Raw genomic sequence first — 13,232 nt, forward strand, 5'->3', positions numbered from 1 at the left:
CACTCCTTCTCCGCGGGGTCTGCTCCGACACCCGGGTGGATCGAGCGTATCTGCTCGTCATGAGCCGGGAACGCCGCCCGCCCCGGACCGATGGACACGGTCCTGATCGCTAGTATAGGTTGGAATCGTTGAAGCGCTTCGACACCGTCGTCCATATCGCTGAAAGGCCCTCGGTCATGACCCCTGCTGCCGCCGCGGCCTTCGCCGAACTGACGGCCGAGCGCGGCATCCTCTTCGGTGGCGACTACAACCCCGAGCAGTGGCCGCGCGAGGTCTGGCGCGAGGACGTCGAGCTCATGCAGCAGGCGGGAGTGAACCTCGTCACGGTGGGCGTGTTCAGCTGGGCCGAGATCGAGCCGACCCCCGGCGCCCGGCAGTTCGGCTGGCTCGACGAGGTGCTCGACCTGCTGCACGCCGGCGGCATCGCCGTGGACCTAGCGACCCCCACGGCCTCGCCGCCGCCGTGGCTGGGCGTGCGGCATCCCGAGACCCTTCCGGTCGACCGCGACGGCGTGCGACTCGTGGCCGGGTCCCGCAACCAGTTCGCGCCCTCCTCGCGGGTGTACCGCGACGCTGCGCGGGCGATCACGGCCGACCTCGCGGCGCGGTACGCGCAGCATCCCGCCGTCCGGATGTGGCACGTCGGAAACGAGTACGGCCAGATCGACCACGGCGACGAGGCCGCCCGGGCGTTCCGCGCGTGGCTGCTGCGCCGGTACGGGTCGATCGAGGGGATCAACGAGGCGTGGGGCACCGCCTTCTGGGCGCAGCGCTACGCCGACGTGTCCGAGATCCTGCCGCCCCGGCGCGCGCCGTACCTCATCAACCCGACGCAGTCGCTGGACTTCCGCCGGTTCACCTCCGACGAGCTGCGCGACTGCTACCGCGAGCTGCGTGACACGATCCGCGAGGCCGGCGCGACGCAACCCATCACCACCAACTTCATGGGGCCGTTTGCGCACGTCGATTACTGGTCGTGGGCCGACGACGTCGACGTCGTGAGCGACGACCAGTACCCCGACCCCGCAGATCCCGACAGTCCCGCCGACATCGCCTTCGCGCAGGACCTCATGCGTGGTCTCGGCGGCGGCCGGCCGTGGCTGCTCATGGAGCAGGCGATCAGCGCCGTGCAGTGGCGGCCCCACAACCTCCCGAAGACGCCCGCGCGGGCGCGCCTGGACTCTCTGCAGGCCGTCGCGCGCGGTGCCGACGGCGTCTGCTTCTTCCAGTGGCGCCAGTCGACCGCCGGCGCCGAGCGGTTCCACTCGGCGATGCTGCCCCACGCGGGCGCCGACACCGAGGTGTTCGCGGGCGTCCGCCGCCAGGGGAGCGACCTGCAGCGGTTGCGGCCCGTCGTCGGCGGGCGCGTCCCGGCGCGCACGGCCCTCCTGTTCGACTGGTCCTCGTGGTGGGCCTCCGACGAACCCGCCCGCCCGACGACCCGGTTCGACGGCCTCGACCAGGTGCGTCGCTGGTACCGCGCGCTGTGGCGGCGCGACGTGTCCGTCGACGTGGTGCGCTTCGACGCGGACCTCACCGGCTACGACGTCGTCGTCCTGCCGCACGGCTACGTCCTCCGCCCCGGTGACGCCGCGCGCCTCGCGGAGGCCGCTGCCGCCGGTGCGCAGGTCGCCATCGGACCGTTCAGCGGTGTCGCCGACGAGCGCGGCCACATCCTGACGGGACGCTCGCCGGCGCTCCTGCGCGACCTGATCGGCGCGAGCGGCGAGGAGTGGGTCGCGCTCCCCGACGCGGGGGTCGCCCTCGCCCCGGACGACGGGCGGCACCCGGCATCCGTCGCCTCGGTCCTCGCCGAGAAGCTCCGCTCGGACGGGGCCGAGACGGTCGTGGCCTTCGCCCAGGGAGACCTCGCCGGGCGGCCGGTCGTGACGCGCCACGGCGGCGCGTGGTACGTCGGCGCGGTCGTCGACGACGCGCTGCTCGACGGGATCGTCGGCGACGTCCTCGAGGCGGCCGGGGTCGCCGGTGCGCTCGCCGAGCCCGTGCCCGGAGTCGAGGCGGTGCGCCGCGGCGACGCGCTGTTCCTGCTGAACCGCTCCCTCGAGGATGCGACGATCCCGCTCCCGGGCGCGTGGATCGACCTGTTGACGGATGACGAGATGGACGAGCACGTGACGGTCCCGAGGGGGGACGCGCGGGTCGTGACGGAAAGGCGAAGGACATGAAGTTCACCGACGGCTACTGGCTCATGCGGCCCGGAGTGACCGGGCTGTACGCGAGCACGGTGGACGATGTCCGTGCCGACGCCGAGGCGGGCAGTCTCACGGTCTACGCGCCCACCGCGCAGATCCGACACCGCGGCGACACGCTCAACCGGCCGCTGATCACGACGACGTTCACGGCGCCGGCGCCCGGGGTGATCCGGGTGCGGGTGCAGCGGCACGCGGGCGCCGCGCACCGCGGACCCGACTTCGCGCTGACGGCGCAGGAGGGGTACCTGCCGACGGTCTCCGTCGACGACGCCGAGGCGGTGCTGGATGCCGGTGTCCTCCGCGTCCGCGTCTCGCGCGAGGGGGCGTGGCGGATGGCGTTCGAGCAGGGCGACCGCGTGCTCACGACATCGCTGCCCCGGTCGATCGGACACATGAGCGGTCCCGACGGCGCCTTCGTGCACCAGCAGCTGTCGATCGAGCCCGGCGAGCGCGTTTACGGCTTCGGCGAGCGGTTCGGCGCGTTCACGAAGAACGGGCAGTCCATCGACACGTGGAACGCCGACGGCGGCACCTCGAGCGAGCAGGCGTACAAGTCGGTGCCGTTCTACCTGACGAGCCGCGGCTACGGCGTCTTCGTCGACAGCCCCGACGCCGTCTCGTTCGAGGTCGGGTCCGAGATCAACTCGCGCGTGCAGTTCTCCGTCCCCGGCGAGACGCTCGACTACTACGTGATCGCCGGCCCCGAGCCGAAGGACGTGCTCCGCCGGTACACGGCGCTCACCGGTCGGCCCGCGCGTGTACCCGCCTGGTCTTTCGGCCTGTGGCTGACCACGTCGTTCACGGCGGCGTACGACGAGGCGAGCGTCACCGAGTTCGTCGACGGGATGCGGGAGCGCGAGCTGCCGCTGTCGGTCTTCCACTTCGACTGCTTCTGGATGCGGGAGTTCCAGTGGACCGACTTCACGTGGGATCCGCGCATGTTCCCCGACCCCGACGGCCAGCTCGCGCGGCTGCGGGAGCGGGGTCTGAAGGTGTCGCTGTGGATCAACCCGTACATCGCGCAGCGCTCCGCGCTGTTCGCCGAGGCGGCCGAGAAGGGCTACCTGCTCAAGACCACGGACGGCGGCGTCTGGCAGTGGGACATGTGGCAGGCCGGCATGGCGATCGTCGACTTCACCAACCCCGAGGCATCCGAGTGGTTCGGCGAACACCTGCGCCGACTCGTCCGGCAGGGCGCGGACAGCTTCAAGACCGACTTCGGCGAGCGGATCCCCACCGAGGGCGTCGTGTGGCACGACGGCTCCGACCCGCAGCGCATGCACAACTATTACCCGCAGCTCTACAACGCGCTGGTGTTCCGGGTGCTCGAAGAGGAGCGCGGCGTCGGCGAAGCGGTGCTCTACGCGCGCTCGGCGACCGCCGGCGGGCAGCAGTTCCCCGTGCACTGGGGCGGCGACAACGACTCGACCCTCCTGTCGATGGCCGAGACGCTGCGCGGCGGCCTCTCGCTCGCGATGAGCGGGTTCGGCTACTGGAGTCACGACATCGGCGGGTTCGAGGGCACGCCGGATGCCGGTGTCTTCAAGCGCTGGCTGGCGTTCGGTCTGCTCTCGTCGCACTCGCGACTGCACGGATCGGGGACGGTCCGCGTGCCATGGGCGTTCGACGAGGAGGCGGTCGAGGTCACGCGCCTGTTCACGCGCCTGAAACTGCGCCTGATGCCGTACCTCGCGCGGGTCGCGGAGGAGGCGCACACCGACGGCATCCCGATGATGCGTCCGCTCGTGCTCGAGTTCCCCGAGGACCGCACGACGCACGACGCCGACGTGCAGTACCTGCTCGGTGACGCCCTGATGGTGGCGCCGGTGTTCGGCGAGGACGGCGACGTCGAGTACTACCTGCCCAACGGGCGGTGGACCTCGCTCCTGACCGGCGATGTCGCGGAGGGGCGGCGCTGGCACGCCGAGCGCCACGGGTACGACTCCGTCCCGCTGCGGGTGCGGCCCGGCACGGTGCTGCCGTGGGGCGCCCGCGAGGACCGACCCGACTACGACTGGGCCGACGGGGTCACCCTGCGCTGCTTCGAGCTGCCCGACGGGTACGACGCCGAGACGATCGTCCCCGGCTTCGACGGCGCGCCCGCGACCGTGTTCCGCGTGCGCCGCGAGGGCGGTCGCATCACGGCCGAGTCGAGCGATGCCCGTGCGCCGTGGAGCCTGCAGGTCGGCGACCGCACGGCGTCGGCGACCGGTGCCGGCAGCGTCAGCGTGGACGCGGCCGGGTGAGCGCCGAGGCCTTCCGCCGCGTCGACCTGCCCCTCGCCGAGCGGGCGCGCGACCTGCTCGACCGGCTGACCCCGGAGGAGCGCCTCGCGATGCTGCATCAGGCGATGCCGGCGGTCGACCGTCTCGGCATCCGTCCCTTCCACACCGGCTGCGAGGCCCTGCACGGGCTGGCCTGGGTGGGGGTCGCGACGGTGTTCCCGCAGCCGGTGGGCCTCGCCGCAACCTGGGACCCCGACCTGATCGAGCGGATCGGCGACCTCGTCGCGACCGAGGTCCGCGCCAAGCGCGCGTCGGGCGCCGACGTCGACCTGAACGTCTGGGCCCCCGTCGTCAACACGCTCCGCCACCCGGCGTGGGGGCGCAACGAGGAGGGGTACTCCGAGGATCCGCACCTCACCAGTCAGCTGGGTGCGGCGTACAGCCGCGGGCTGCGCGGCGACCACCCGCGCGTGTGGAAGACGGTGCCCTCGCTCAAGCACTTCCTCGCCTACAGCAACGAGACCGACCGGTCGGCGACGTCGTCGGAGATGTCGCTGCGCACTCTCCACGAGGAGGAGCTGCCGGCGTTCCGCCCGGCGATCGAGCAGAAGGTCGCGGGCAGCATGATGCTCGCGTACAACCGGGTGAACGGGGTGCCGGCGCACACGCAGCCTGAGCTCGTCGCCGAGGCGCGCCGCTGGAGCGACGAGTCGATCGCGGTCGTGTCGGATGCCGGTGCCCCCACCTTCCTCGTGACCATCCAGCGCGCGCAGCCCGACAAGGTGCACGGCGCCGCGGCGCTCGTGACGAGCGGGATGGACTCGTTCACCGACGACGGCCCCGACGCCGGCCCCACCCTCGAGGCCGTCCGCGGGGCGCTCGCGGCGGGGCTGCTGACCGAGGCGGATGTGGATGCCGCGGTTCTGCGTCTGCTCGAGATGCGGGTGCGGACCGGTGAGTTCGACGGCGACGACGATCCGTACGCCGGGATCGCCCCGGACGAGATCGACACCGCGGAGGCCCGCGAGCTCGCCCGGGTCGCCGCGGCGCGCCAGGTCGTGCTGCTGCGCAACGACGCCGGCATCCTTCCGCTCACGCCGCCCTCATCGGTCGCGGTCGTCGGACCGCTGGCCGATCTCGTGCTCACCGACTGGTACTCGGGCACGCCGCCCTACGAGGTCGGGATCGCCCAGGGGGTGCGCGACCGGTACCCCGACGCGCACGTCGAGGCGGTCACGGGAGCCGACACCGTCGCCCTGCGCGCCCCCTCGGGCTACGTCGCCGCGACGGCCGACGGCGCGTTCGTCGACGCCGTCACCGCGACCCGCACCGACACGACGCTGTTCGACGTGACCGACTGGGGCGACGGCGTGCTCACGCTGCGGTCGCACGCGAGCGGCCGGCTGCTCACCGGCGCCGGCTGGCCGATGCGCGCCGATGCGACGCGGGTCGGCGGCTGGGTCGTGCAGGAGAGCTTCCGCCGTCACGTCCACGAGGACGGCACGTGGTCGCTCCTGCACCTCGGCTCGGGCCGCTGGGTCCGGGTCGTGCGCGACATCGGGCAGCTCGCCGCCGAGGCGGTCACCCTCGACGAGGCCGCGCGCTTCGAGGTCGAGACGGTCGTCTCGGGCCGCGACGAGGTGGCCCGCGCCGCCGCAGCGGCGGACGTCGTGATCGTCGCCGTCGGCAACGATCCGCACCTGTCGGGGCGCGAGACCGTCGACCGGCCGCACCTGTCGCTGCCGACCGCCGCCACGGATCTCTGGCGCACCGCGCGCGACGCGAACCCGCGCAGCATCCTCACGATCGTCTCGAGCTTCCCCTACGTGCTCGCGGGCGCCGCCGACGCCGAGACGGTCGTGTGGTCGAGCCACGCCGGCCAGGAGCTCGGGCACGGTCTGCTCGACGTGCTGAGCGGCGACCGCGAACCGACCGGCCGCCTCGCCCAGTCGTGGCCCGCGCACTCCGCGCAGGCCGGCGATCTGTTCGACTACGACACGCAGCGCCAGCAGGCGACCTACCGGCACCAGCCCGACCCGTACGCCTTCGCCTTCGGTCACGGGCTCGGATACGGCGACGTCGCCTACACGGCGGTGACGGTGGATGCCGCCGAGGTCGCCGCCCCGGCGCCCGGCCACCGGCATCCCGCTCTCGACCCGCGCGTCGACGAGAGCGTCGTCGTCGCGACCGTGACGGTCGCGAACACGTCGCCGCGGGCCGTCGAGGAGCTCGTGCAGGTCTACGCGGTCGCGCCCGAGCTGCCCATCGCCGCTCCCCGCCGCCTGCTGCTCGGGTACGCCCGCGTGCGGGTGCAGCCCGGCACGACCCGCACGGTGCAGGTCCCCTTCGCCGTCGAGCGCCTCGCGGTCTGGGACGACACGGTCCGGATCGACGGGGCGCCCGAGGGCTGGCTGTACGAGGGCGCGCTGCGGGTGCAGTCGGGGGAGTACCGCATCGCCGCCGGCCCGTCGGCCGACCGGCTCCCGGTCGACGCGGTCCTCGTCGTCACCGACTGACCCGGTCGGATCGGGACAGGTGTCCCGTGACAGCGGGACAGCGCCGCTGGCACGATGAGCGGATGACCCGTGCGCTGACCGCGAGCCGGGCGGCCACCGTCGCCGCGCTCGTCGTGTCCGCCGTCGCGGCGGCGGGAGCGATCGCCTTCGACGCGGCGGTGCTGCCGCAGCATCCCGCTCCGCCGCTGTCGCCCGGCTGGGCGGGGGTCCTCCCCGGTGTCGCGATGCTCGTGCCCGGCGCGCTGCTGTCGTGGCGGCTGCCGTGGCATCCGATCGCCCTCGTCCTGACGGGGTTCGGCGTGCTGTGGATCCTCGACGGGCTCGCGTCGGCCTCGGTCAACTACGCCGCCTTCTTCGACCGGGATGCGTGGTGGGCGCCGGCGGGGCTGTGGTTCTTCGGCAGGCTGGGCGCCGTCCTGCTCGTCCCGATCGTGCTCCTTCTGCTGCTGTTCCCCGACGGGCGGATGCGGCGAGGGCCGTGGCGCGCGGTCTCCCTGGTCGCTCTGGCGCTCTCGCTGGTGATGCCGGTCACCTTCGTGTTCGCCCCGTCCGACGCGCTGCGCGACGACAACCCCGCACGCGTCGAGCTGCTGGACGCGTTCGACGCCCCGACCCCCACGCTGCCGCTGCCGCCCGAGGTCTGGTCGCTGCTGCTGGCCGCGTCCGCTCCGTGCCTCGCGCTCGCCGTCCTGCTCGGCCTCGTCGTCTGCATCAGCAGGCGGTTCGGGGCCGACCCCGAGCGCAAGGCGCAGCTGCGCTGGCTGCTGTGGTCGTCGCTCGTCTTCCTCGTCGTGCTCGTCGTGGTCTTCCCGCTCGTCCCGACGGTCGTCGTCGACGTCCTCCTGGGCGTGACGATCGGGTTGGTCGCAGCCTCCGTCGTCGTCGCCGTCACCCGGTACCGGCTGTACGAGATCGACCGGCTCCTGTCGTGGACCCTCGTCTACGCCCTGCTCATCGCCGGGATCGTCGCGATCGACGTGCTGCTGATCGTGACCCTCGGCGCGGCGATCGACGACCGTGCCGCCATGCTGCTCGCCGTCGTCGCCGTGACGCTCGTCTACGCCCCGCTGCGCGACAGGCTGTTCGGCCTCGCGAGCCGTGTCGTGAGCGGGCGCCGCGGCGATCCGTACGCCGTCGTGTCGTCGCTGGGCGACCGACTCGAGCGCTCCGCGGATCCTGCCGACCAGCTCCACGAACTCGCATCGGCCGTCGCCGCGGCGTTCGGCTCGCCCTTCGTCCGCGTCGAATTGGATGCCGAGGGGGAGCACACGATGTGCTCCGCGCACGGCACGCCCGTCGCCGGCGCGGTCGAGGTGCCGATCGACTCGGGCGGCCGGGTGATCGGCCGCATCCTCATGGCCCCCGGACGCCGCCCGGTCGTCTCGCGCCGCGACCAGCGGTTGCTCGGCGACCTCGTGCGTCTCGCCGCCTCATCGCTCCACGCGGCGCGCCTCGCCCGCGACCTGCAGAGCAGTCGCGAACGCCTCGTCCTGGCCCGCGAGGAGGAGCGGTCGCGTCTGCGCCGCGACCTCCACGACGGACTCGGCCCGCTCCTGGGCGGCGTGAAGCTGCGCCTCGAGACCGCCCGCAACCTCAGCGAACGCGATCCGGAACGCTCCCGCGCGCTCGTCGACGCCGCCATCGCCGAGCAGGCCGACGTCATCGACGAGATCCGCCGGATCGTCCACGATCTGCGCCCGCCCGCGCTCGACGACCTCGGGCTGCGACGCGCGCTCGAGCAGCTCGCCGAGCGCCTGAGCGGTGGCGACGGGCCGCGCATCGACGTCGTCGGCGACGTCCCGGCATCCCTCTCTCCCGCCGTCGAGGTCGCCGCCTTCCGCATCGCCGGCGAAGCCCTCACCAACGCGCGCCGCCACTCCGGCGCCCGCCGGGTCGTCCTGCGCCTCGCGCACGGCGACGGGATGCTGCGCCTTGCCGTCGAGGACGACGGCACCGGCGTCGCGCCCGACGCGGTCCGCGGCGTCGGGCTGCGCTCGATGCGCGAGCGCGCGGCCGAGCTGGGCGGCGCCACCCGTATCCTCGCCGCACCCGGCGGCGGCACCCTGATCGAAGCCGACCTGCCGCTCGGCGGCGCCCCGCACCCCACCCGCCCGGAGGTCCTCGATGTCGTCTGACCCGATCCGCGTCGTCCTCGTCGACGACCACCCCGTCTACCGCGAGGGCCTCTCGATGCTGCTCGGTTCGCTCGACGGGGTCGAGGTCGTCGCCACCGCCGGCGACGGGGCCGAGGCGATCGAGGTCGCCGATGCCGTGGAGGCCGACGTCGTCGTCATGGACGTGCAGATGCCACGGATGGACGGCATCGCCGCGACGCGGGAGGTCGTGGCGCGGCATCCGCACCTGGGTGTCGTCGTGCTGACGATGTCGGAGGATGACGAGACGGTGTTCGCCGCGATGCGCGCAGGCGCCCGCGGGTACCTCGTCAAGGGAGCGAGTCAGCATCAGATCCTCGCCGCGATCCGCGCGGTCGCGGGCGGTGAGCTCGTCTTCGGCGCCGCGATCGCCCGGCGGGTGGCGCAGTTCTTCTCCGCGCCGCCGGTGGCCGCCGTCGCCGAGGTGTTCCCTCAGCTGACGACCCGCGAGCGCGAGATCCTCGATCTGCTGGCGGCCGGGCGGTCGAACCCGCAGATCGCGCAGACGCTCTTCCTCTCGCCCAAGACCGTGCGCAACAACGTGTCGAACATCTTCGCCAAGCTGCAGGTCGCCGACCGCGCCGAGGCGATCGTGCGCGCGCGGGACGCGGGACTCGGCCGCCCCTGATCCCGGGACACGTCTTCGGGACACGGTCGGGATGCCCGCCCCTGGGGGCCCGGGTCGGGCGCCCGGGAGTCTGAGGTCATCGGATCGGAACACCTCCGGCCGACAGGACCTCAGCCCCGAAAGGCACCACCATCATGGATCTCTTCGCTCCCGCCACCGTCGCCGGTGGCACCCCCGCGACGCTCGACACCCCGACCGACGCACCCCGCACGGCCGGCCTCGGCCGGGTGAACCCCACCCTGCTGCAGCGCCTCGGCGGTGTCGCACTCGCCGCCTCCGGCGCCCTGTTCGCCGGCGGCATGCTCACCTCGCCGTCGCAGACCGCCGAGGGTACCGCCGGCTACATCCAGTCGCTCGCGGCCGACCCCGCCCTCAGCCTCGTCTCGGCGAACCTGCTGCACTACGGCTGGGTCGCCCTCGCCATCGGCGCCGTGTCGGCCCTCGGCCTGCTGCGCTCGCGTCGCGGCCGTGTCTTCCTGCCCCTGGCCGTCGCGATCGTCGTCTTCGGCGCGATCCAGATGTCGGGTCTGCTGCTGTCGGACTGGTTCCTCGTCAGCGCCGGCAGCAACCTCCCCATCGACCTCGCCGTCACGATGGATGCGGCGGCCAAGGACTGGTCGGTCGGCGTGTGGCAGTACTCGGGCATGATCGGCGGGCTGCTGGGGACCGGCATCCTCTCTCTCGCCTTGGCGCGAGCGCGGGCCGTCTCGTGGTGGATCGCGCCCCTCGCGTTCCTGCCCTGGATCCTGCCCCCCATCGTCGGTGGCGCCCTCGGCGCGGTCGTCGGCCTCGTCTGCTTCGCACCGCTGATGGTCGCGGGTGCACGCCTCGTGCTCGCCCGCTGACACCTCCCCCCACACGACGGCCCCGAGGAATCTCCTCGGGGCCGTCGTCGTGCGTGCGGGTCAGACGTCCCCGCCGCCGAAGCCGGTGGACTCGCGCGCGACCACGGAGAAGGCCGGCTGGACGGTGCGCGGATCCTTGCGCGGGCCCTTCTCCGAGATGCGCTCGAGCAGCAGGTCGAGCGCGGTCTCGGCGATCTGCTCCTTCCCGGCGTCGACGCTGGAGAGGGAGGGCACCGAGAACCGCGCCTCGTCGATGTTGTCGAAACCGAGGACCGCGACGTCGTCGGGCACCGTCACGCCCTCGCGGGCGAGACCGCGGAGCGCTCCGAGTGCGAGCGTGTCGTTGAGGGCGAAGAGCCCGTCGAAGGCGACGCCCTCCGCGACGAGCGCGTGGACCGCCTCCGATCCTGCGTCCCGCGTCCAGTGCAGGAGAGGTCGGATGAGCGCGGGGTCCTCCGGCACACCCGCGGCGGCGAGTGCTTCGCGATACCCGGCGAGGCGGAGGCTCGCCGAACTCGGCTGCGCCGGGTCGTCGTCACTGCCGCCGAGGATCGCGATCCGGCGGCGACCGAGCGACAGCAGGTGCTCGACGCCGGCCCGGGCGGCGGCGGTGTTGTGGATCGCCACGTGGTCGGTCGGGCCGTTGAAGATGCGATCGCCGAGCAGGACGAGCGGGTAGTCGACGTCCAGCATGTCGACGTCGAGCTGCCCGAGGTTCACCGGGCTCAGCAGCAGACCGTCCGTGAGGCGGCGGCGTCCGCCGCTGATCGCGAGGATCTCGGCGTCGCGGTGGCCGCCGGTCTGCTCGACGACCACTCCCACGCCGCGCGTGTCGGCGAGGCGGATGATGTGATCCGCCATCTCTGCGAAGTAGTTCTCCCGCAGGGCCGGGACCGCCAGCGCGATGACACCGGTGCGCCCCGAGCGCAGCCCGCGCGCGGACACGTTCGGGCGGTACGAGAGCTTCGCGATCGCCTCCTGCACCCGTCGACGGGTGTCATCGCGGACGTACGGATAGTCGTTGACCACGTTCGAGACGGTCTTGATGCTGACTCCGGCGACCCGGGCGACATCGTGCATCGTCGCACCCATGCTGCTCCCTCCCTCGAGGACCCCCTCACTCTAGGGCGTCCCACGGAGGATCTTGACACCTCCGCATCCCGACTCTAGGTTCATCTACAACGTTGATCTACAACGTTGTAGTCCTGCGTTGCGAATCCCGCTCCGCATCGTGATCGCGCCGACGAAGAAGTCCCAGCATCCGAAAGGAATCACAGTGAAGACGAAGACTGTCCTCGCTACCTCCGCCGCCCTCGGCCTCACCCTCGCCTTCGCTGCCTGCAGCGGTGGCGGTGGCGGCAACGGGGGAGGAGGCGGCGGCAACAACGCCACCAACTGCACCAACGACATCCCCAAAGACGATCTGCCCGTCGTCACCATGTGGGCCTGGTACCCCAACATGGAGACCGTCATCGACAACTTCAACGAGGAGAACGACGAGGTCCAGGTCTGCTGGACCAACGTCGGTCAGGGCGGCGACGAGTACGACAAGTTCCAGACCGCCATCACGGCGGGCACGGGAGCGCCCGACGTCATCATGATCGAGGCGGACCGCATCCCGACCTTCCAGATCCAGGAAGCCCTCGTGGACATCTCCGACTACGGCCTCGACGAGGTCCGGGGCGACTACAGCGACGGCGCCTGGAAGGACGTGTCGGTCGGTGACGGCGTCTACGGCGTGCCGGTCGACGGCGGACCGATGGGAATGATCTACCGCGCCGACCTCTTCGAGGAGTACGACATCGCTCCGCCCACGACCTGGGAGGAGTACGAGGCCGCAGCGCAGAAGATGAAGGATGCCGGCGGTCCCCTCTTCGGCGACCTCGGGGCGAACGTGCCCGCCGTCATGATGGCCCTGCAGTACCAGAACGGCGCGCAGCCGTTCGAGTACGACTCGGCGACCCCCGAGCAGATCGGCATCTCGCTCAACGACGACGCCTCCAAGGAGGTGCTCGACTACTGGGCCGGGCTCGTCGAGAAGGGTCTCGTCGGCACGCAGGACCAGTTCACCCCCGAGTACATCGCCGGCGTGATCGGCGGCGACTACGCGACCTACATCTCGGCTGCCTGGGCTCCCGGCTACCTGACGGGCGCCGGAGTCGGCGAGGGTGAGGATGCGGGCGTCTGGCGCACCGCGCCGCTCCCGCAGTGGGATGCCGCGAACCCGGTGTCGGTCAACTGGGGAGGCTCGGCCTTCTCCGTGACCTCGCAGGCCGCCGATCCCGAGCTCGCCGCGAAAGCCGCCTTCGGCGTCTACGCCGACGACGCCTCGCTGACCGACGGCTGGCAGAACCAGGTCATCTTCCCGCTGAACCTCACGGCGCTGAACTCCGACGAGTTCGTCGACTATGAGGTGCCGTTCTTCGGCGGGCAGCGGGCCAACGAGGAGGTCTACGTCCCGGCGGCCAACGCGTACGGCGGTATGACCTACACCCCGTTCGGTCAGTACTACTACGACGCCTTCACGTCGCAGCTCGCGGCGATCAACGAGGGCTCCGTGACCGGGTCGGAGGCGGCCGACGCGCTCCAAGAGGACGTCGTCGGATACGCCGAAGAACAGGGATTCACGGTCCAGTGATCCCGCGCGTGGGC

General features: G+C 72.2%; 8 protein-coding genes. 7 read left to right on the forward strand and 1 reads right to left on the reverse strand.

All coding sequences use genetic code 11. From position 1 onward, the window contains the following. Positions 1-176 precede the first annotated feature (176 nt). From AYL44_RS13055 to AYL44_RS13080, 6 genes are all read left to right on the forward strand, one after another. The gene (locus AYL44_RS13055; RefSeq protein ID WP_064003713.1) at positions 177-2,186 is read left to right on the forward strand and encodes a beta-galactosidase; all 2,010 of its coding nucleotides are present in this window, start codon (positions 177-179) and stop codon (positions 2,184-2,186) included. Further along, the gene (gene yicI, locus AYL44_RS13060) at positions 2,183-4,459 is read left to right on the forward strand and encodes an alpha-xylosidase (RefSeq protein ID WP_064003714.1); all 2,277 of its coding nucleotides are present in this window, start codon (positions 2,183-2,185) and stop codon (positions 4,457-4,459) included. The genes AYL44_RS13055 and yicI overlap by 4 nt, the downstream gene beginning before the upstream one ends. Then, on the forward strand, positions 4,456-6,954 hold the full coding sequence (locus AYL44_RS13065) for a glycoside hydrolase family 3 protein (protein WP_064003715.1): 2,499 nt from the start codon (positions 4,456-4,458) through the stop codon (positions 6,952-6,954). Before yicI ends, AYL44_RS13065 begins: the two co-directional genes overlap by 4 nt. A 62-nt stretch (positions 6,955-7,016) precedes the next feature. After that, a complete protein-coding gene (locus AYL44_RS13070) occupies positions 7,017-9,089 on the forward strand; it encodes a sensor histidine kinase (protein WP_064003716.1) in 2,073 nt (690 codons plus the stop codon). Beyond that, complete coding sequence (locus tag AYL44_RS13075) at positions 9,079-9,735, forward strand: response regulator transcription factor (RefSeq protein WP_157532683.1); 657 nt, start codon at positions 9,079-9,081, stop codon at positions 9,733-9,735. Before AYL44_RS13070 ends, AYL44_RS13075 begins: the two co-directional genes overlap by 11 nt. A 134-nt stretch (positions 9,736-9,869) precedes the next feature. Then, positions 9,870-10,580 (forward strand): hypothetical protein, encoded by a 711-nt coding sequence (locus tag AYL44_RS13080; RefSeq protein WP_064003717.1) that lies wholly within the window; start codon positions 9,870-9,872, stop codon positions 10,578-10,580. A 60-nt stretch (positions 10,581-10,640) separates the two neighbouring features. Here the strand turns inward: AYL44_RS13080 and AYL44_RS13085 are convergent, their stop codons facing one another. Then, positions 10,641-11,660 (reverse strand): LacI family DNA-binding transcriptional regulator, encoded by a 1,020-nt coding sequence (locus tag AYL44_RS13085; RefSeq protein WP_231872811.1) that lies wholly within the window; start codon positions 11,658-11,660, stop codon positions 10,641-10,643. 196 nt (positions 11,661-11,856) lie between these two features. Between AYL44_RS13085 and AYL44_RS13090 the strand changes: the two genes are divergently transcribed. Continuing rightward, positions 11,857-13,218 (forward strand): ABC transporter substrate-binding protein, encoded by a 1,362-nt coding sequence (locus AYL44_RS13090; protein WP_064003719.1) that lies wholly within the window; start codon positions 11,857-11,859, stop codon positions 13,216-13,218. Positions 13,219-13,232: the final 14 nt, after the last annotated feature.

It is taken from the genome of Microbacterium oleivorans, assembly GCF_001644225.1.
Lineage (GTDB): Bacteria > Actinomycetota > Actinomycetes > Actinomycetales > Microbacteriaceae > Microbacterium > Microbacterium gawkjiense.

Excerpts from the sequence above, each read along its gene's own strand:
- AYL44_RS13055 (WP_064003713.1), top strand. The coding sequence starts at position 177 with ATGACCCCTGCTGCCGCCGCGGCCTTCGCCGAACTGACGGCCGAGCGC.
- yicI (WP_064003714.1), top strand. The coding sequence starts at position 2,183 with ATGAAGTTCACCGACGGCTACTGGCTCATGCGGCCCGGAGTGACCGGG.
- AYL44_RS13070 (WP_064003716.1), top strand. The coding sequence starts at position 7,017 with ATGACCCGTGCGCTGACCGCGAGCCGGGCGGCCACCGTCGCCGCGCTC.
- AYL44_RS13075 (WP_157532683.1), top strand. The coding sequence starts at position 9,079 with ATGTCGTCTGACCCGATCCGCGTCGTCCTCGTCGACGACCACCCCGTC.
- AYL44_RS13080 (WP_064003717.1), top strand. The coding sequence starts at position 9,870 with ATGGATCTCTTCGCTCCCGCCACCGTCGCCGGTGGCACCCCCGCGACG.
- AYL44_RS13085 (WP_231872811.1), bottom strand. The coding sequence starts at position 11,660 with ATGCACGATGTCGCCCGGGTCGCCGGAGTCAGCATCAAGACCGTCTCG.